18 protein-coding genes and 1 tRNA gene are annotated in these 18,434 nt (G+C 63.8%); 12 read left to right on the forward strand and 7 right to left on the reverse strand.

Annotation, left to right across the window (positions count from 1 at the left end; genetic code table 11):
• The first annotated feature begins 328 nt into the window (after window positions 1-328).
• Window positions 329-982, forward strand: coding sequence for an invasion associated locus B family protein (locus HYN69_RS08700; RefSeq protein WP_108437113.1), 654 nt, complete (start codon window positions 329-331; stop codon window positions 980-982).
• 46 nt (window positions 983-1,028) lie between these two features.
• Here HYN69_RS08700 and HYN69_RS08705 read toward each other — a convergent pair whose 3' ends face one another.
• Genes HYN69_RS08705 through HYN69_RS08720 form a run of 4 tightly spaced genes read right to left on the reverse strand, consistent with a single transcriptional unit; the run spans window position 1,029 to window position 5,224 of the window.
• Complete coding sequence (locus HYN69_RS08705; RefSeq protein WP_108435395.1) at window positions 1,029-2,237, reverse strand: beta-ketoacyl-[acyl-carrier-protein] synthase family protein; 1,209 nt, start codon at window positions 2,235-2,237, stop codon at window positions 1,029-1,031.
• Window positions 2,234-2,494, reverse strand: coding sequence for an acyl carrier protein (locus HYN69_RS08710; RefSeq protein ID WP_108435396.1), 261 nt, complete (start codon window positions 2,492-2,494; stop codon window positions 2,234-2,236). Before HYN69_RS08710 ends, HYN69_RS08705 begins: the two co-directional genes overlap by 4 nt.
• Before the next feature lie 27 nt (window positions 2,495-2,521).
• A complete protein-coding gene (gene lpxD / locus HYN69_RS08715; protein ID WP_108435397.1) occupies window positions 2,522-3,616 on the reverse strand; it encodes a UDP-3-O-(3-hydroxymyristoyl)glucosamine N-acyltransferase in 1,095 nt (364 codons plus the stop codon).
• Between the two features lie 30 nt (window positions 3,617-3,646).
• Window positions 3,647-5,224 carry a L,D-transpeptidase family protein gene (locus tag HYN69_RS08720; RefSeq protein WP_230426534.1) on the reverse strand — a complete coding sequence of 526 codons (1,578 nt, stop codon included), beginning with the start codon at window positions 5,222-5,224 and terminating at the stop codon, window positions 3,647-3,649.
• A gap of 352 nt (window positions 5,225-5,576) precedes the next feature.
• Between HYN69_RS08720 and HYN69_RS08725 the strand changes: the two genes are divergently transcribed.
• Window positions 5,577-6,146, forward strand: coding sequence for a YcbK family protein (locus HYN69_RS08725; protein ID WP_108435399.1), 570 nt, complete (start codon window positions 5,577-5,579; stop codon window positions 6,144-6,146).
• Window positions 6,147-6,193: 47 nt separating this feature from the next.
• On the opposite strand, the gene HYN69_RS08730 is transcribed toward HYN69_RS08725, so the two are convergent.
• Both HYN69_RS08730 and HYN69_RS08735 read right to left on the reverse strand, forming a co-directional pair.
• Window positions 6,194-6,934 (reverse strand): RlmE family RNA methyltransferase, encoded by a 741-nt coding sequence (locus HYN69_RS08730; RefSeq protein ID WP_108435400.1) that lies wholly within the window; start codon window positions 6,932-6,934, stop codon window positions 6,194-6,196.
• Window positions 6,931-8,070, reverse strand: a complete 1,140-nt coding sequence (locus tag HYN69_RS08735) for a Ppx/GppA phosphatase family protein (RefSeq protein ID WP_108435401.1) — start codon at window positions 8,068-8,070, stop codon at window positions 6,931-6,933. Before HYN69_RS08735 ends, HYN69_RS08730 begins: the two co-directional genes overlap by 4 nt.
• A gap of 277 nt (window positions 8,071-8,347) precedes the next feature.
• Here HYN69_RS08735 and HYN69_RS08740 point away from each other — a divergent pair, with 277 nt between their 5' ends.
• The 10 genes from HYN69_RS08740 (at window position 8,348) to HYN69_RS08785 (ending at window position 16,646) form a co-directional block, all read left to right on the forward strand.
• Window positions 8,348-8,653 (forward strand): virulence factor, encoded by a 306-nt coding sequence (locus tag HYN69_RS08740; protein WP_108435402.1) that lies wholly within the window; start codon window positions 8,348-8,350, stop codon window positions 8,651-8,653.
• Between the two features lie 35 nt (window positions 8,654-8,688).
• Window positions 8,689-9,609 (forward strand): methylenetetrahydrofolate reductase, encoded by a 921-nt coding sequence (locus HYN69_RS08745; protein WP_108437114.1) that lies wholly within the window; start codon window positions 8,689-8,691, stop codon window positions 9,607-9,609.
• Between the two features lie 15 nt (window positions 9,610-9,624).
• A complete protein-coding gene (locus HYN69_RS08750) occupies window positions 9,625-10,605 on the forward strand; it encodes a methyltetrahydrofolate cobalamin methyltransferase (protein ID WP_108435403.1) in 981 nt (326 codons plus the stop codon).
• 38 nt (window positions 10,606-10,643) lie between these two features.
• A complete protein-coding gene (locus HYN69_RS08755; RefSeq protein ID WP_108435404.1) occupies window positions 10,644-10,871 on the forward strand; it encodes an N-(5'-phosphoribosyl)anthranilate isomerase in 228 nt (75 codons plus the stop codon).
• 183 nt (window positions 10,872-11,054) lie between these two features.
• Window positions 11,055-12,203: a CaiB/BaiF CoA transferase family protein gene (locus HYN69_RS08760; RefSeq protein ID WP_108435405.1), complete on the forward strand. Its 1,149-nt coding sequence runs from the start codon at window positions 11,055-11,057 to the stop codon at window positions 12,201-12,203.
• Between the two features lie 113 nt (window positions 12,204-12,316).
• Window positions 12,317-14,353, forward strand: a complete 2,037-nt coding sequence (locus HYN69_RS08765) for an ASKHA domain-containing protein (protein ID WP_108435406.1) — start codon at window positions 12,317-12,319, stop codon at window positions 14,351-14,353.
• A 69-nt stretch (window positions 14,354-14,422) separates the two neighbouring features.
• Entirely contained in the window at window positions 14,423-14,968 is a 546-nt protein-coding gene (locus tag HYN69_RS08770) for a sigma-70 family RNA polymerase sigma factor (RefSeq protein WP_108435407.1), read from the forward strand.
• A complete protein-coding gene (locus HYN69_RS08775) occupies window positions 14,965-15,624 on the forward strand; it encodes an anti-sigma factor (RefSeq protein ID WP_159082408.1) in 660 nt (219 codons plus the stop codon). The genes HYN69_RS08770 and HYN69_RS08775 overlap by 4 nt, the downstream gene beginning before the upstream one ends.
• Window positions 15,625-15,846: 222 nt before the next feature.
• On the forward strand, window positions 15,847-16,404 hold the full coding sequence (locus tag HYN69_RS08780) for a fasciclin domain-containing protein (RefSeq protein WP_108435409.1): 558 nt from the start codon (window positions 15,847-15,849) through the stop codon (window positions 16,402-16,404).
• A 168-nt stretch (window positions 16,405-16,572) separates the two neighbouring features.
• Window positions 16,573-16,646: transfer RNA gene (locus HYN69_RS08785), tRNA-Gly, on the forward strand.
• Between the two features lie 44 nt (window positions 16,647-16,690).
• Here HYN69_RS08785 and HYN69_RS08790 read toward each other — a convergent pair.
• Window positions 16,691-18,328 carry a radical SAM protein gene (locus HYN69_RS08790; protein WP_108435410.1) on the reverse strand — a complete coding sequence of 546 codons (1,638 nt, stop codon included), beginning with the start codon at window positions 18,326-18,328 and terminating at the stop codon, window positions 16,691-16,693.
• Window positions 18,329-18,434: the final 106 nt, after the last annotated feature.

Consider the following 18,434-nt stretch of genomic DNA (forward strand, 5'->3'; position numbering starts at 1 on the left):
TTCTTGCCGGATCCTTCGAGATTCCCTGAAACTGTTAGCGCCCAAACTTAACGATGATTGCGATTTTTTCCATGAATTTCATGTAACTAGTCGCAAATCACATTCCTGTTGACGCATTCGGCATGTTCGCATAGCGTCCCATTCATGAAGTCGGCCAGTCCGACAGGGAGCAAATAATACCGATGGAAAGGGCCGGTCACTCCGGCCCTTTTCCGCATTTGGCAACCGCCCCTTCACGACCGCGCGTTCTGCCTTATTTCGGCGCTGACAGTCACACCCTGCCGTGCTAGACGCACCGTCAAAGAAACCGCGATAAATGGACGATCCCATGTCGAGCATTCTGCCCCGCCTCGTCGTTGCAGGCTTCCTTGCCCTTTCGGGCACGGCGCTTCTGGCACAAGAAGCCACGACCGACGCCCCCGCCGCCCAGGCACCGGCCACCGAAGCACCGGCCACCGAAGCCCCCGCCTCCGATCCGGCCCTGTCGATGGGCACGCCGCCCGCCGATGGCGTGGGGTCGACCTATTCCAAAGCCGCCTTCGACGCATGGGAACAGCGTTGCGTCAAGACCGCCGATGGCAACGACCCCTGCCAGCTTTACCAGCTTCTCAAAGACGCCGAGGGCACTTCGGTTGCCGAGATCAACATGTTCTCGCTGCCCGAAGGCAATCAGGCCGCCGCGGGCGCAACCATCATCGTCCCGCTTGAAACCCTGCTGACGGCTGGCCTGCGTTTCGGCATCGACACCGCCGAACCCAAGGTCTACCCCTTCACCTTCTGCGCCCAGATAGGCTGCGTCGCACGTGTCGGCTTTACCGCCGAAGAACTCGCCGCTTTCAAAAAGGGCGCAAAGGGCGTGCTGACCATCGTTCCCGCGGTCGCCCCCAAGAACACCGTCACCGTCGATGTCTCGCTCAAGGGCTTCACGGCGGGCTTCGATGCCGTCAAGGTGTCGAACGAAGCCCTGCCCAAACAGCCGTGATCCAAGGCTAAACGGACCAACCCGCGCCTTCCCGGCGCGGGTTTTTTCATGCCCGCCGCAGCGCCAGCACCGCGTTCAACCCGCCAAAGGCAAAGGCATTCGACAGCGCCGTGTCCACCCGCGCCTCGCGCGCAACGTTCAGCACCAGATCAAGCGCGCAATCGGGATCGGCGACGCGGTGGTTGATCGTGGGCGCAATCACGCCGTCCTGCAACGCCATCAGGCAGGCCAAAAGCTCGATGGCCCCCGTCCCCCCGATCACATGGCCATGCATCGCTTTGGTCGACGACACCGCAACGCCGCCCACCTCCGCCCCGAACACCGCCCGCAGGGCTGCCGACTCCACGCGGTCATTCGCCGCCGTGCCCGTGCCATGCGCGTTCACATAGCCCACATCCGCCGCCGTCATCCCCGCATCACGCAGCGCCCCCGCAATCGCGCGACCGGCCCCTTCGACACTGGGCATCACAATATCCCCCGCGTCCGAGGTCATGGCAAAACCCGCCACCTCGGCAAGTATCACCGCCCCCCGTGCCCGCGCATGTTCGTAGTCCTCGAACACGAACACCGCCGCCCCCTCGCCCTGCACCATCCCGTTGCGGTCGGCGCTGAACGGGCGGCAAACGTCGGGCGACATGACCCGCAACCCCTCCCATGCCTTGATCCCGCCAAAACACAGCATCGCCTCCGACCCGCCGGTCAGCATCGCCGTGACCGTGCCTGCGCGGATCATCTGGAACGCCAGCCCCATCGCATGGTTCGACGACGCGCAGGCGCTCGACACGGTGAAAACCGGCCCCTTCACCCCGTAAGCCATGCTCACATGCGACGCCGCCGCGCTGTTCATCAGTTTTGGCACCACAAAGGGATGCACGCGGTTCTTCCCCTCGGCATAGACCGCGCGGTAACTTTCGTCCCAGGTTGTCATGCCACCCGCCGCCGTGCCAAGGATCACGCCGCTCTCGAAGCCAAGCGCGCCGTCGAAAACCAGCCCCGACTGCGCCACCGCCTGCCGCGCCGCTTCCAGCGTGAACTGTGTGAACCGGTCGTAAAGCGCCAATTGCCCCCGGTCGAACCGCGCCGCCGAGTCCCAGCCCTGCACCTGCGCGCCCACCCGTATTTGCAACCGCTCGGCATCGGGCACATCCAGCGGCCCGATCCCGCAGCGCCCCTCGGCCATCGCCGCAAAGGTGCCCGCAACGTCATGCGCCAGCGCGTTGACCGTGCCTGCCCCGGTGATGACGACCCGCCTCATGCCGCCTTTTGCGCCAAAAGCCCCTCGACCGCCGCCACCACAGACGCGACCGAGGTCAGGTCGAACCCGCCCGCCGCCGGATCGTTGGCGTTGAACGGCACCGAAACGTCGAACGCCTCTTCTATGGCAAAGATCGCCTCTACCAGCCCCAGACTGTCCACACCCAATTCCGCAAGCGTGCTGTCCGGCGTCACATCCGCAACATCCAGAACCGCCTGTTCCGCAATGATTGCAATGATCTTTTCTTCGATCGTCATGACAGGTCCCCCGTTGTCGCCCGTCTTTTATCCGGCATCCGGCAACCGTTCGGTGACGGTTTTCTCAAGCTCGCCCACGCGCACGGCAAGGCGAGGCAACCGCCGCAGCGCCTTTTGAATCTCGACATGCGTCTCCATCTTAACCGCAGGATAACCCAAGAGCACCCGCCCCGCTGGCGCATTGGTGAAAATCTTGGTCGCCCCGCCTGCGATCACATCATCGCCGACAAAGATGTTGTCATTGACCCCGCATTGCCCCGCCAGCACCACACGGTCCCCGATCCGCGCCGATCCGGCAACTCCGACCTGCCCGCACAACAGACAATCGCGCCCGATCTGCACATTATGCCCGACATGCACCAGATTATCGAGCTTGGTCCCGGACCCGATCACCGTATCGCGGATCGTGCCGCGGTCGATGCAGACATTGGCCCCCAACTCCACATCGTCGCCAATCGTCACACCACCCAGCGAATGGATACGGCTCCAGCTTTGGGCGCGGATTTCCCCGCGTTCCCCGAGCGTTTCGCGGATTTCTTCAACCCCCGACTTTTCAGGCGTGACAAAGGAAAACCCGTCCGACCCCACCACCGCACCGGGCTGCGCGATGAAACGGTCGCCGATCGTGACCCGTGCCCCGATCCGCACACCTTGCAAGATCAGCGCATCCTCGCCGATCACCGCGCCCTCGGCCACCGATACATGGCTCGCAATCCGCGCCCGTGCCCCGATCCGCACGCCCCGCCCGATGGTGACAAACGGCCCGACCGAAGCCCCCGCGCCGATCACCGCGTCAGGATGCACGACCGACAGCACATGCACCCCCGCCGCGATCTCCGGCCCCGCGTCGAACAGCACCGACAGCCCCGCCATCGCCAGCCGCCCGCGCGGTGCAAAAATTGCCGCCTTCAGCCCCAGCCCCTGCCAATCGGCACCGGCCCATAGCAGTGCTGCAACCGCCTGCCCCTCGGCCAGCCCGCCCGCGTATTTCGGGTCCATCGCAAGGGCCAGCGCATCCGCAGCCGCCATCTTCGGCTCGGCGGCGCGCGCCACGGTCAGGTCAAGATCGCCCGCCGCCTCGGCGCCAATCGCTGCGGCAATCTCGCGGATCGTATGGGCCATCGTCAGGTCTCCCGGTCAGTTACGCCGGATTTACCCCTGAACGCCGCGCAAGACCACCCCGGCCTCGGACAAGGCCTGATAAATCCGCGCGTCACGCCCGTAGATATCGCGCCGATAGGTCATCTCGCCTTTCACGGTCGGCCATGCGGTGAAATAGACCAGATGCACCGGCACCGGTTTCACCAGCTTCACCATCGTCTCCACATCGCTGTCGAGCGCGGCCTGAAACACCCCCTTGGGGTCATCGCTTTGCGCCGAAAGCAGCGCATAGGCGAAATCGAACGGGTCGGCCAACCGGATGCAGCCATGGCTATAGGCCCGGATTTCCTTGGAAAACAGGTCTTTGGCCGGCGTGTCATGCAGATAGATGTTATAGGGATTGGGGAACATGAACTTCACCTTCCCCAGCGCATTCCCGTCCGAAGGCGGCTGGCGCAGGCCAAAGGGAAAGGTCTTGGCGCTGAATGACGCGAAATTCACCTGGCCCCGCGGCACCACCCGCCCGTTGCGGTCGACCACCTGCAAATGCCCCACCGCATTGGGGTTCTGCTGCAACAGCGGCAGGTATTCCTTTACGATGATCGACCGTGGCACGCCCCAACTGGGGTTGACGATCATATGCTCCATCAGGTCGGAAAATTCGGGGCTTCGCATATCGGCGACGTTCTTGCCCACCACCGACCGCGTCTGGAACGTGACCTTGCCATGGTCGATGATCTTGGCGGTGAAATCGGGCTGGTTCACCCAGATGTATCGCCCCGTCCGGTCGATATCGCCCATCCAGCGCAACCGCTCCATCGCCACGATCACCGATTGCAGCCGCGCCTCGGGGCTTACGTTGATCTCGGCAATCGTGCCCTCGCCCGCAACGCCATCAGGCAGCAGCCCGTGGTCAAGCTGGAACCGCTGCACCGCTGCGGTGATCGTCGCCTCATAGCTTGCGACCGCCGACACCGGCAGATAGCCCTGCGCCACCAAACGGTCGCGCAGCGCGATCACGGCGCTTCCCTCGTTGCCCGGCTCCAGTTTGCCGCCCGCAACCGGGGCGCCCCAGCCCGCATCCCCCGACACCGCCTCGAGCGCCAGCTTTTCCTTCATCAACCGCGCGTATTCCGGCAGTTTCGGCGGCAAGGACATCAGCACGCCAAGCGGATCCTCCCCCGCTATCGCAACCATCAGCGCCGTCTCGTCCGGCCGCACCACCGTCCGCACGATTCCGGCATCGACCTTCGACGGCTCGAGCACGCCGCTATGCACGTCGCGCGCATAGGCCAGATAGGCGCGTGACCACGCCGCCTCGATCCGCCCCCTGTCGCCCTCTGTCACCGCAGCCCGAAGCATGGCAACCAACGCACCCGCGTCATATCGGGCCACCGGCAAACCGTGGTCGCCTGCCCGCGCGAGAACACCCAGAAGCGCCGAACGCCGCTCCGCATCTGCCGCCCCGGTCCAGACCGGCGCGTAATTCCGGCTTTGGTAAAAGCCAGCCAGCGCGCTATCTTCCGACACATCCGCTGCCAGCGCCTGCACGAAAGCTTGCTCTTCGGCCCGAAGCGGCGCCCCCGCCATACCAAAGGCCAGCCCAAAGCCGACAGCGGTAGCAAGCATCGACGAACGCAGGGAAAACCTGGAAAACACGGCCATCGATACCCTCGCTAACGGCGCCAAAAGTCAACATATCCCGACAGTTAAACGATTCCCGCGTCCTGTCTATTCACATCGCCGCCACCCCGCAGCCAAGGCCCGCAAAGCGGCATGGCGGCAACAGTTACGTAAATCCCCGCTTTGTTCCGGCAGTTTAAGCAAGAATTTGCCTATCGCAGCGCACAGCGTGATCGGGGCTCAATCCGGACTTGGGACGATTTCAATCATGTGCCATAAAGTTGCTGCACTTGGGGAAAAGTGGCACGAAAGCTGCCGATACAGGCGGCAAGGCGAAATTTCGGGGAACGGGCAGTCCATGACCAATACGGCAAAATCGGGTATCACTCGGCGCGGAGTACTGGGCATATTTGCCGCAACCGCCGTCATCGCTGCCCCGACCTACAGCCACGCCTTCGGCGTTTTGCGCGGCGCAGGCGATATCCGCCGCGTGAAGATGTACTCGGGCCGCACCGGCGAAAGCCTCGACACGATCTACTGGGTCGAAGGCGAATATATCCCCGAAGTCATGGACGAAATCACCCATTTCATGCGCGACTGGCGCACCAACGACACCAAGCATATCGACCCGCGCACCGTCGATATCATGGCCGCCGCCCATTCGCTGATGGATGTGACCGAACCCTACATGCTGCTGTCCGGCTACCGCTGCCCCAAGACCAACGCCATGTTGCGCGAATCCTCGCGCGGGGTCGCCCGCAATTCGCTGCACCTCAAGGGTCAGGCCGCCGACCTGCGCTTGAAATCACGCTCGGTCGGCCAAATGGCCAAAGCCGCCGAAGCCTGCGCCTCGGGCGGTGTCGGCCGCTACCCCCGCTCGAACTTCGTCCACATGGATTGCGGCCCGATCCGCCACTGGGGCGGCTGAACGCCACCGCAATCTGCCAAAGAACAGGGCGCCGAAGGCGCCCTTCTTTATTCCCCGGCCTCGTCCACCACTGCGACGCTGCGCCCGCGAAACCCCTGCGCCACCACGAACTTTTCCGAACTGTCCGCACGGCTGGCCGGAGGCTTCACATTGGCCACCTTCTTGAAATTCTTCTTCAGCATCACCTGCATTTCGTTCTCGGCCCCGCCTGCCAGAACCTTGGCGACGAATGTCCCGCCCTCTTCCAGCACGTCAAAGGCAAAGGCCAGCGCCGCCTCGATCAGCGCCACGATCCGCAAGTGGTCGGTTCCCTTGTGCCCCGATGCCGCCGCCGCCATGTCGCTCATCACCACATCGGCACGCCCGCCCAGCCAGCCCTTTACCAGCTCGTCCGCATCATCCGACAGGAAATCCAGCTGGTGCAATTCAGCCCCCGGAATCGCCTCGACCTCCTGCAAATCGATGCCCAGCACGGTGCCGACCGGCTTTTTCGGATTATCCCCCAAGGCGTTCACCCGCCCCACCGCCACCTGCGTCCACCCGCCGGGCGCACAGCCAAGATCAACCACGCGGCACCCCGGTTTCAAGAAACCGTAGCGGTCGTCCAGCTCCAGAATCTTGTAAGCCGCCCGACCGCGATAGCCGTCCTTCTTGGCCTGAATGACATAAGGGTCGTTCAACTGCCGCTCCAACCACAGCGTCGACGACAGCTTGCGCCCCTTGGCGGTCTTGACCCGCACCCGCAACTCGCGCTGGCCGCGCCCCGATGTTCCCTTGATAGCCGTCATGCGTATGGTCCGTCTTCCAGAACGCCATCTGCGCTCATCTGTGCATAAAGAAGCCCCTCGCGCAAACCCCGGTCGGCCACGCTCAGGCGATCCGTCGGCCATATCCGCATCAGCGCCTGAAGGATAGCCGCCCCCGACATGATCAGCGCATGCCGGTCGCGCCCGATGCGCGGATCGGTGCGCCGCCCCTCGGGCCCCAGCGTCAGATATTCGCGGATCACAAGGTCGATCTGGTCCGAGGTCATCTGCAAACCGTCCACCTTGGTCCGGTCATAGCGCCGCAGGTTCAGGTAGCTCGCCGCCACCGTCGTCACCGTACCGCTGGTCCCGATGATCTGGAACCCCTCGCGCGGGTTCTCGGCATTATAGGGCGAGAAACTCGCCAGATTTTCCTCGAAGAACCACGACATCAGCGCAAACCGCGCCCCGTCATCATCGACATCCGCGAACTGGTCCTTAAGCGTCGCCACCCCCAAGGGCACCGAAATCCAGTCCACCACCCGCGCCTCGCGCTCTCCTTGCGCGTTGAAGCCGCGATGCAGCCGCATGATCGACCGCGGGCGTTCCTCGGGCGGCACGGCGGAAAGGTCGATCCAGACCAGTTCCGTCGACCCCCCGCCGATATCCACCACCAGCAACTGCTCGGTCTTGGGGTTGACCAGCGGCGCGCAGGAGATCACCGCCAGCCGTGCCTCCTCTTCCGTGGCGATGATCTCGAGGCTCAGCCCCGTCTCGCGCCGCACTTGCCGGATGAAATCCTTGGCATTCCTTGCCCGCCGACACGCCTCGGTTGCCACCAGCCGCATATTCCGCACGCCGTGCTTTTCGATCTTCTTCTGGCAGATCCGCAGCGCCTGCACCGTCCGCGCCATGGAAGCACGCGACAACCGGCCTGAAGCTTCAAGCCCCACGCCAAGCTGGACAGTCTTTGAAAAGCTGTCCACGACCTGAAACTGGCTGCCCTTTGGCTGGGCAATCAGCATCCGGCAACTGTTTGTCCCCAGATCGAGCGCAGCATAAAGCAGCGCCGATCCGGGATCGGCAGGGGGTGACGGTTCGACCGCAAAAGGCATGCCAAAGGGCACCTCTGCTTCCTGCGGGATCGCGTCCGCCCCCCGGGGACGCTCGGGCGCCATTACCGCCCTCCATTCATGGTTGCTCTCAGGCTAGCCCCTACGCCCCTACAGCGCAAGGCCGCGTTACCCCCTTCGACGCGCTTCATGATCCAGATGAATATTTCGGCGGATCGAAGACCGCGAAACATATCGCCCGCTTGGCTGATCTCGGTTAGTCAAGGTCAGGCGCAAGGCAGGGTCGCTGCTATGGTCGCTAGCCGTCTGCGCCATGTCGAAAACCGACATCGCCAGTCGCGGATCGGCGCTATTACGGAACGAACAAACAAGGGTGACTCGGATGCCAGAAGTAACGGTAGTCTATTGGCGCGACATTCCGGCCCAAGTGATCGTGGGCAAGGGGCGGCGCGGATCAAAGGTCCAGCTTCCCGAACGGTTCGAGCAGGCAATCGACCGCTGCGCCATGAAGATCGGCGCCAAGGACGCAGACGCCTACCTCGCCGAATGGCGCAAGGCTGACCCCTACACCGTCGAAGGCGACGACCCCGACACGATAGCAAAGGCCGAGGCTGACAGGTTGGAAGCCGAATTCGACACCGCCCGCATCAAGCAACTTATCGACGCCGACGGCTGGCACAAAGCCTGATCCCCCCGATCCGCATGACCCTTACGGAGACCCTGATGGCCCTCTTCAACTTCCGCCGCGAGGCAGCCCCCACCCAGCAGACCCCCGCCGCGGTCGAAGCCTTCCTGCAAGGCTACTCCATCGAGGTCATGCCCCGCACGGCTGAAAAAGTCGAAAGCTTCCGCGACCTTCTGCCCGCAGGCACCCGTGTCTACATCGCCCACATCGACGGCACCCCGATCGAAGACATGGTCGCCACCGCCAAGCGGCTGAACGCCGAAGGCTACCCCGTGATGCCGCACTTTCCCGCGCGTATCATCAAGGACCGCGCCACGCTGCTCGACTGGGTCGCCCGGTATCAGGGCGAAGCCAACGTCAAGCAGGGCCTGATCCTCGCAGGCAACCCCGCAGCCCAGGTCGGTGATTTCGGCACCTCGATGCAGCTTCTCGAATCCGGCGCGTTTGACGGTTTCGACCGCCTGCACGTCGCAGGCCACCCCGAAGGCAACAAGGACATCGACCCAGACGGTTCCGACCGCATGGTGATGGAAGCCGCGCGCTGGAAATCGGCCTTCGCCGAACGCACCGATGCGAAAATGGCCATGGCCACCCAGTTCTGTTTCGAGGCCGATCCCGTCATAGCATGGGTCGACCGCCTGAAAGCCGAGGGCGTGAACCTCCCCGTCCACATCGGCGTGGCAGGCCCCGCCAAGCTGCAAACCCTGATCAAATTCGCCATCGCCTGCGGTGTCGGCCCCTCGCTTCGCGTTCTGCAAAAGCGCGCGATGGACGTGACCAAGCTTCTGTTGCCCTACGAGCCGACCGAATTCATCGCATCCTTGGCCGCGCACAAGGCGGAAAACCCCGATTTCGGCATCGAAAGCGTCCACTTCTTCCCGCTCGGCGGCATCAAGACCAATGCCGCATGGGTCACCGAAAACGGCGGCGCCTCGGGCGTCCCTGCCGCACAAGCTTAACGCAAAGGTTCAAGAATGACCCGTACTGTACTGGAATCGAAAACGAAAACCGTCATCATCGGTTTTGACGAACCCTTCTGCGTGATCGGCGAACGCATCAATCCCACGGGGCGCAAGAAGCTGGCCGCCGAGCTGGAAATGGGCAATTACGAAACCGTCATCCGTGACGCGCTGGAACAGGTCGCCTGCGGCGCGACCGTGCTCGACATCAATTCGGGCGCGGTTTTCACCAACATGATGGCGCAAGACCCGCGCTACGCCGACAACAACTTCGTCGAACCGCCGCTAATGAAGGCGCTGATCGAGATCGTGCAGCAAACCGTCGACGTGCCCCTGTGCATCGACAGCTCGGTCCCCGGTGCGTTGGAAGCGGGCCTGCTGGCGTGCGAAGGCCGACCGCTTCTCAACTCGGTCACGGGTGAGGAAGAGCGCATGGAACTCGTCCTGCCGCTGGTCAAGAAATACAACGTGCCGGTCGTGGCGATCTCGAACGACGATACCGGCATCTCGCCCGACCCTGATGTCCGCTTCGCCGTGGCCAAGAAGATCGTCGAACGCGCCGCCGATTTCGGCATTCCGGCCCATGACATCGTGGTCGACCCGCTTGTCATGCCCATCGGCGCCATGTCGTCCGCGGGCCAGCAGGTCTTTGCCCTCGTCCGCCGCCTACGCGAAGAACTGGGCGTCAACACCACCTGCGGCGCCTCGAACATCTCCTTCGGCCTGCCGCACCGTCACGGCGTGAACGGCGCCTTCCTGCCCATGGCCATCGGCGCGGGCATGACCTCGGCCATCATGAACCCCGTGCGCCAGCAGGAAATGGAGGCGATCCGCGCCGCTAACATGCTGATGAACCATGACGCCAACGGCGGCGAATGGATCCGCTTTGCCAAGGTTCTGGAAGCTGTCGAAGGCGGCATGAGCTTTGCCGAAGCCTCTGCCGCAGCTTCCCAAGCCGCCGGTGGCCGCCGCGGCGGGCGCAAGGGCCGCGCCTGATAACGCATCGTTAAGTATGGGGCGGCTAGGCTCGCCCCATGCAGATGATTCGAACCACCGCACCCGAACCTTGGATTGCCGAGATCTTTTCGGCAAAGGCCGCCCTCAGGGGCGGCGTCATCCGTCGTGACGTCGATTGGGTCGAACGCGAAGTCGGCCATGACCGCTTCTGCCACGAGGTACGAAGGCGCGGCTTCCACCTGCTCAGGGCGGGACGCCAATACGTGATCGTCTGTTCACCCGACCCCGTTCAAATCCTGTTTTGACTGACAGAATTTTTCTGCGAAAAATTCCGCAAACGAACTTTCTGCGAAAGTTCCCCAAAGCGCATCACCGATCCTTCGCAGAAGGATCGCCTACAGATTTTTCGCAGAAAAATCTTTCCCTTCATCCTTGCCAACCGCACCCCGCCGCGCTTTCCTCGCACCCAAAGCGCAAAGGCCAGACCCATGCCAGCTCCCCTCTCCGGCGTCACGATCCTCGACCTCACCCATGTCCTCGCCGGACCCTTCTGCTCGACCACCCTCCTCGACCTCGGCGCGCATGTGATAAAGGTCGAACGCCCCGCAACCGGCGATGACACCCGCGCCTTCCCGCCCTTCGTGCAGGGCCAATCCGCCTATTTCGCCGCTCTGAACGCAGGCAAGCAATCCATCGCGCTTGACCTCAAATCTCCACCCGACCGCGCAATCTTCGAAGCCCTCCTCGTCCGCGCCGATATCCTGCTGGAAAACTACCGCCCCGGCGTGATGGAGCGTCTGGGCTACGGCTATGACTTCCTCCGCACGAAACACCCCCGCCTGATCTACGGCGCGGTGTCCGGCTTCGGCCACAGCGGCCCCGATGCCGCCAAACCCGCCTATGACATGGTCGTGCAAGCCCGCGGCGGCGTCATGTCGATCACGGGCGAAGAAGGCGGCCCCCCCGTCCGCGTCGGCGCTTCGATCGGCGATATCGTCGCGGGCATGTATCTCGCCCAAGGCGTCCTCGCCGCGCTCTACGCCCGCGAGAAAACCGGCACAGGCGCGAAAATCGACATCGCCATGCTCGACGCGCAAATCCCCATACAGGAACACGCGCTCGCCATCACCACCGCCACGGGCGAGGCCCCGAAACCGACCGGCGCACGCCACCCCACCATCACCCCCTTCTCCACCTTCCGCACCGCTGACGGTTTCGTCGTCATCGCCGCCGGAAACGACGCGCTCTTTGCCAAACTCTGCGCCACGCTCGGCCTCGACCAATCCGACCCGCGCTTTGCCACCAACACCGCCCGCTGCGACAACGTCCACCTCCTCAAACGCCTGATCGAATCCACCACTCTGACCGCCTCCACCGACCACTGGATCGCCACCTTCGAAGCCGCAGGCATCCCCACCGGCCGCGTCCAGACCATGGCCGAAGCCCTGCACGACCCCCAACTCATTGCCCGCAACATGTTCCTGCCTGTCCAACCGAACGGAACAGGCCCCGCCTTCACCGCCGCAGGCAACCCGATCAAGATGTCCACCCTGCCCGAAGCCACCAGCCGCCCGCCCGCCCCCGCCCTGAACGGCGACCGCGCCGCCATCCTGAACTGGCTGCAAAGCGACCCGTAATCGCACCGCTTCGCCCCGCGTGACGCCCTGAACGCGATTTTTGCCGCGAACAGACATTGCCGTTCCCGTCTTGCGCCTTATGAACAACAGGCGCGAACAGAATTGGTGACCAGATGTCCTCTCAAGATGCCCTCGTGATCTTCACCCCCTCGGGCAAGCGCGGGCGCTTCGCCCTCGGCACGCCGGTGCTGACCGCCGCCCGCCAACTGGGTGTCGACCTCGACTCGGTCTGCGGCGGGCGCGGCATCTGTTCCAAATGCCAGATCACCCCGTCTTACGGCGATTTCCCCAAACACGGCGTTTCCGTCGAATCCGACGCGCTGACCGAATGGAACTCGGTCGAGGAACGCTACAAATCCAAACGCGGCATGGCGCCGGGTCGGCGCTTGGGCTGTCAGGCGCAGGTCATGGGCGATGTGGTCATCGACGTGCCGCCGGAATCACAGGTCCACAAGCAGGTCATCCGCAAATCCGCCACCCAGCGCGATATCGTGATGGACCCCGCCACCCGCCTTTTGTACGTCGAGGTCGCGGAACCCGACATGCACGAACCCACCGGCGATTTCGAACGTCTCGCAACGGCCCTCGATACCCAATGGCAGGTCAAAGACCTCACCGCTGGCCTGCCCCTGATGCGCCGCCTGCAACCCGCCCTGCGCAAGGGTGAGTGGAAGGTCACCGTGGCCATCCACAAGGGCAACCACGACGCAAGCCCCCGCATCCTCGACATCTTCCCCGGCTTCTACGAGGGCGGGCTTTACGGCCTCGCCATCGACCTCGGCTCGACCACCATCGCAGCCCATCTGTGCGATCTGCGCGACGGCTCGGTGCTGGCGTCCTCGGGCCTGATGAACCCGCAGATCCGCTTCGGCGAAGACCTGATGTCGCGCGTCTCCTACGCCATGATGAATCCCGGCGGCGATGTCGAAATGACCCGCGCCGTGCGCGAGGCGATCAACGCGCTCGCCACCTCCATCGCGACCGAGGCGAACATCGACCCCGCCCTGATCTACGAGGTGGTCTTCGTCTGCAACCCGGTCATGCACCACCTGCTTCTGGGCATCGACCCCGTCGAGCTTGGCCAAGCCCCCTTCGCACTCGCCACCTCCGGCTCCATGTCGCTCGACGCCAAAGAGCTTGACCTGACCAACATCAACACCGCCGCCCGCGTCTATATCCTGCCCTGCATCGCAGGCCATGTGGGGGCAGATGCCGCAGCCGTCGCCCTGTCAGAAGAACCCAACAAATCCAAGGACATGGTCCTGATCGTCGATGTCGGCACCAATGCCGAGATCCTGCTCGGCAACGAAACCCGCGTCCTCGCCTGCTCCTCCCCCACCGGCCCCGCCTTCGAGGGCGCGCAAATCTCATCGGGCCAGCGCGCCGCCCCCGGTGCGATCGAACGCGTCGAAATCGACCCCGTCACCAAAGAACCGCGCTTCAAGGTCATCGGCTCCGACCTGTGGTCCACCGATGCAGGCTTTGACGAGGCGACCAAGCAGACCGGCATCACCGGCATCTGCGGGTCAGGCATCATCGAAGCCGTCGCCGAACTGCGCCTCGCGGGCCTCCTCGATCCGGGCGGCCTGATAGGCTCGCCCGACCAGACCGGCACGGCGCGCTGCAGCCCCGAAGGCCGCACACACAGCTACATCCTGCACGACGCCAGCGCGACCGGCGGAGCACGGATCATGGTTACCCAAGGCGACATCCGCGCCATCCAGCTTGCGAAATCCGCGCTCTACGCGGGCGCACGCCTGTTGATGGACGAAATGGGCATCGACCACGTCGACCGTGTCACCCTTGCGGGCGCGTTCGGTGCCCATATCAGCCCCAAACACGCCATGGTGCTCGGCATGATCCCCGATGTTCCGCTCGACAAGGTCACCTCGGCGGGCAATGCTGCAGGCACGGGTGCCCGCATCGCATTGTGCAACATCGGCCTTCGCAACCAGATCGAGGCGACCGTCCACAACATCCACAAGGTCGAAACCGCCATCGAGCCGCGCTTTCAGGAACATTTCGTCGCCGCCAACGCGATCCCGCACAAGACCGACCCCTTCCCGAACCTCAATTCCATCGTCACCCTCCCGGATGTCAGCTTCAACGCGGGCGGCGCAGGCAGCGAAGGGCGCAGACGGCGGCGGTAAGCACCCGCACTCAATAAACTTTCCTTTTCTCCGTCCTGCCTTATAACCGATCCATCTGACAGGACGGACATGACCGAAGACCCGATAGCCGATCTGATCGCCAAGGTGGCAGCGCAGGACCGCGCAGCCTTCCGCGATCTCTATTCTGCGGCCTCGTCGAAACTTCTGGGCGTGCTCCTCCGTATCCTCGGCACAAGAACCGAGGCAGAAGATGCATTACAGGAAGTATTCACCCGCGTCTGGCTGCGTGCCGCACGCTTCGACGCGACAAAGGGGCGCGGCATGACATGGCTCATCGCCATCGCGCGCAACCATGCCATCGACCGCCTCCGCACCAAATCCCCCGCGCAGGCCGGGGCCGAGGGCGACGAGCTCGATGCCGTGCCCGACAGCCGCGCCAATGCCGAAGGCACGCTGATCGCCAAGGGCGAAGCCCGCCGCATCGCCGATTGCTTCGCCACGCTCGAACCTGAAAAGGCGCAAGCCGTGCGCGGCGCCTATCTCGACGGTCTGTCTTACATCGACCTTGCCGACCACTACGCCGTGCCGCTCAACACCATGCGGACATGGCTGCGCCGCAGCCTCCTCAAACTGCGCGAGTGTATGGACCAATGACCGCGGATGACCTCCCCCTCACCCCGCAGGACAACGACGATGCGCTCGCCGCAGAATATGTGCTGGGCGTTCTCGACCTTGCCGACCGCATCGCCGTCGAAAGCCGCGCCGCGAAAGACCTGTCCTTCGCCGCCCGCATCACCGCATGGGAAAACCGCCTCGCCGACCTGAACGACGGATTCGAGGACGAACCCGCCCCGAACCTGATGCCGCAGATCGAGGCCCGCCTCTTCGGCAAACCCGCACCCAAGCGCCGCCCGCTCTTCGGCTGGCTCGCCGGTGCCCTGACCGCCGCCGCCGTTGCGGTTGCCGCCGTGGCTTTCCTCGCCCCCGCACCCCAAGCGCCCGTCGTCGCCACCCTCGGGGCCGAGTCTGACCCGCTCCAGTTCGAGGCCCGCCACAACGGCGCACAGTTGATCGTCGCCCGCGTCGCAGGCACGCCGGCGCCGCAGGGACAGGTGCAGGAACTGTGGATCATCGCCCCCGATGCCGCCCCCGTTTCGCTGGGCCTGCTGGGCGACCAACCCCTGACGGTCGATTACCCCGATGCTCCCGCAGGCTGGACCCTCGCCGTCTCGCTCGAACCGGCAGGCGGCTCGCCCACAGGTGCCCCGACCGGCCCCGTCCTCGCCGCTGGCACCATCACCGACATCTGACAAGCATCCCTCGGCGCCGCAGGTCCAACAACCTGCACGCCCCCTCGCCCCTTCACCCTTGCCCAAATACTCAAACTGCATCGCGATCAGCCTGCGCTGGCGTTCAGGACCGCGCGAAAAATTTTCGCCGAAAATTTTTCTGTCCTGAAACTTCCCGTCACCCTCCCCCGTAACTTGATGGCAAGGCGGGATTGGCCCGCCGCACCAACCGGAGAGAAATCCATGAAGTTCCGTCTCGCAACCGCCATCCTCGCCCTGACCGCCTGCGCCGCCTTCGCCGAATCGCATGGCGGCGACAATCCGATGGTCGGCGGTGCACCCATGTTCGCCGACAAGAACATCGTCGAAAACGCGGTGAACTCGGCCGACCACACCACCCTCGTCGCCGCCGTACAGGCCGCAGGCCTTGTCGAAACCCTGCAAGGCGCGGGTCCCTTCACCGTCTTCGCCCCCACCAACGACGCCTTCGCCAAACTGCCCGCAGGCACGGTCGAGACCTTGCTGAAGCCCGAAAACAAGGAAACGCTCACCAAGATCCTGACTTGCCACGTGGTCGGCAAGGCGGTGATGGCTGAAGCGCTGAACAAGATGATCGCCGACGATGGCGGCAAGCACCCGGTCCCGACGCTCGGCGGTTGCACGCTGCAGGCCAGCTACGAAGGCGACATGATCAAGCTGACGGATGAAAACGGCAACGTGGCGACCGTCACCATCGCCGACGTGAAACAGTCCAACGGCGTCATCCACGTCATCGACACGGTCATGCTGCCGAAGTCGTAAGCCGCGCGCAGGCGCAAGGCAGCGGAACGTCACGCCCTGCCTTGCGTCCGGGAAGGGTCTGGCAACCATAGTCCCCGGTTGCGGGACCATCCCAAGGGGGTCTGCCATGTGCAGGCCCCCTTCTTGCTTGACGCGGCCCGCCCCATCGCTTACCTCACACCCCATAAGGCGGGTGTAGCTCAATGGCAGAGCAGCAGCTTCCCAAGCTGAATACGAGGGTTCGATTCCCTTCACCCGCTCCAGCATCCCCCCGCCGCCCGAACGCCTGACGCGCAGCCTGACAGGCTCAGGCCGGCGGTTGCATCAGCGCATAAAGCTCCGGCATGGCGTCCGACAGGCTTTGCCCGCGCGATGCGTCCATTTCGCGCGTGAACGTCCAGAACTTTGCATTCTCCTCGGGCGAGTAGGATTCCTTTTCAATCGCCGCCGCCAGCGATTCAAGCGGGACGGCATAGGCCCAATCGGGGGCATCCGCCGTCCGCTTTGCGATATGCCCGCGCAACAGGCTGACCGACCGCTCGCGCGCCGCATCGGGCATCGCCCTTATCCCCAGATGCGGTGGATATTGCAGCAGATGCCCGCTGAACTCGATCCCGACCTCCTCGCAGTAATCGACAAGCTCGACGATCCGCAGCGCATTGTAGGCCTGCACCGTCACCGCGGCCCTCATCTCGATCATCTCAAGCGCGGCGAAAGCACGGATGTTGCGGTCTATGACCGACCAGTCCGACGGGTAGCGGATGTATTCGTTGACGGCCCCGAAACCGTCGACACTCATGGCGAGGAGAGTAAACTTGAAGCTGGTAAGGATATCGATCCACTCGTCACCCGCCTGAGTGCCATTTGTCGCCATCTCGAGTCTGATATTCTGCGCGACCCCGCGCTCGATCAGACGGCGCGCAAAGGTCTGCGCTTCCTTGATCAGCAAAGGCTCGCCGCCGATCAGCCGCACAATCTCGAGGCTCTCGGCCCGCTCGAGCAGTTCGTCGGTCATGAAGGCTTCGCTCTGGAACCATTGATCGCCATTCTCGAACCGGCTGAACACCAGCTTGCTGCCGCCTTGGTTCGACCGCAGCAGTTTCACGGCCTCGACCGCGACAGGCCCGCCCGCCACCACGATCTTCACGTCGAGATAGGCCGCAGCCTCCACCCCCTCGACATCGAAGCGCCGCTCGTAGCGACCCGAAACCTGCGCCGTCTCCAGCAAGACATCGTTGGCATAGATGCTGGCTTCGGTCGCCTCGGCAGCGAAGAGCTGTATCGAAAAGCCGCTGACCCCGACCCCGTAGACCGATGCCTTGACGGTGCCGCTGCCATGCACCCAGCTTCGCAGGGTGCCGTCTTCCTGCGCGGGATAGGTCAATCCCGCATAGGTCACGCCAAGCACATGATTTGGCGCGATCAGCGATCCGTCGCGGCGCCACCGCGCCGCAACCGGCCCCGGCGGGGCCCAACGCGAATGCACCGGATCGGCAGCAATCGCCGAAGAATAGGAACTGTTGCACATCCGGCATTTAAGGTTGCACAGGTTGCCGATATCGAGGTCGAGCGCAGAGACGCCTTCTTCAATGCGGAAATCGGCCTCGGCCAGTTTCTTGGCATCCTCGGGCGTCCAGGCCCTTGAAAGCTCGGTCCGCTCCGTCCCCATGCTCTTCATTCCTCCCGCCTCTTGGCGGTAGCAGTAAGAGCACCCCTTGGCTGGCTTGCCGTTCGAAAGATCACGGCGCAGGTCGCGCATGTCCTGCGAATTCCAGATTTCTTCAAGCGTATGCTCATAGACCGACATCGGCGCTCCGTCCTTGTGGATCGGCGTCGTATAGGCGCAGCAGGGCTTGACCTGACCGGAGGGCATGACGTTGAGCGCGCTGAACGGATAGATGCAAAACGGGTCGGCAAGCAGTCCGGTCTTTTCACGCACGGTCATAACTCGCCCCTCATAAATTTACCCGGCGAAACATCGCACAGCTTAATGACCGCGCAAAGCGGTTTGATCCCTGCACCGGTCCCCGCCATCCGAACACCTGACGCGC

The sequence above is a fragment of the Gemmobacter aquarius genome (genome assembly GCF_003060865.1).
Classification (GTDB): Bacteria; Pseudomonadota; Alphaproteobacteria; order Rhodobacterales; family Rhodobacteraceae; genus Paragemmobacter; species Paragemmobacter aquarius.

Coding starts and splice junctions, on each gene's coding strand:
- HYN69_RS08700 (WP_108437113.1), top strand. CDS start 329: ATGTCGAGCATTCTGCCCCGCCTCGTCGTTGCAGGCTTCCTTGCCCTT.
- HYN69_RS08705 (WP_108435395.1), bottom strand. CDS start 2,237: ATGAGGCGGGTCGTCATCACCGGGGCAGGCACGGTCAACGCGCTGGCG.
- HYN69_RS08710 (WP_108435396.1), bottom strand. CDS start 2,494: ATGACGATCGAAGAAAAGATCATTGCAATCATTGCGGAACAGGCGGTT.
- lpxD (WP_108435397.1), bottom strand. CDS start 3,616: ATGGCCCATACGATCCGCGAGATTGCCGCAGCGATTGGCGCCGAGGCG.
- HYN69_RS08720 (WP_230426534.1), bottom strand. CDS start 5,224: ATGCTTGCTACCGCTGTCGGCTTTGGGCTGGCCTTTGGTATGGCGGGG.
- HYN69_RS08725 (WP_108435399.1), top strand. CDS start 5,577: ATGACCAATACGGCAAAATCGGGTATCACTCGGCGCGGAGTACTGGGC.
- HYN69_RS08730 (WP_108435400.1), bottom strand. CDS start 6,934: ATGACGGCTATCAAGGGAACATCGGGGCGCGGCCAGCGCGAGTTGCGG.
- HYN69_RS08735 (WP_108435401.1), bottom strand. CDS start 8,070: ATGGCGCCCGAGCGTCCCCGGGGGGCGGACGCGATCCCGCAGGAAGCA.
- HYN69_RS08740 (WP_108435402.1), top strand. CDS start 8,348: ATGCCAGAAGTAACGGTAGTCTATTGGCGCGACATTCCGGCCCAAGTG.
- HYN69_RS08745 (WP_108437114.1), top strand. CDS start 8,689: ATGGCCCTCTTCAACTTCCGCCGCGAGGCAGCCCCCACCCAGCAGACC.
- HYN69_RS08750 (WP_108435403.1), top strand. CDS start 9,625: ATGACCCGTACTGTACTGGAATCGAAAACGAAAACCGTCATCATCGGT.
- HYN69_RS08755 (WP_108435404.1), top strand. CDS start 10,644: ATGCAGATGATTCGAACCACCGCACCCGAACCTTGGATTGCCGAGATC.
- HYN69_RS08760 (WP_108435405.1), top strand. CDS start 11,055: ATGCCAGCTCCCCTCTCCGGCGTCACGATCCTCGACCTCACCCATGTC.
- HYN69_RS08765 (WP_108435406.1), top strand. CDS start 12,317: ATGTCCTCTCAAGATGCCCTCGTGATCTTCACCCCCTCGGGCAAGCGC.
- HYN69_RS08770 (WP_108435407.1), top strand. CDS start 14,423: ATGACCGAAGACCCGATAGCCGATCTGATCGCCAAGGTGGCAGCGCAG.
- HYN69_RS08775 (WP_159082408.1), top strand. CDS start 14,965: ATGACCGCGGATGACCTCCCCCTCACCCCGCAGGACAACGACGATGCG.
- HYN69_RS08780 (WP_108435409.1), top strand. CDS start 15,847: ATGAAGTTCCGTCTCGCAACCGCCATCCTCGCCCTGACCGCCTGCGCC.
- HYN69_RS08790 (WP_108435410.1), bottom strand. CDS start 18,328: ATGACCGTGCGTGAAAAGACCGGACTGCTTGCCGACCCGTTTTGCATC.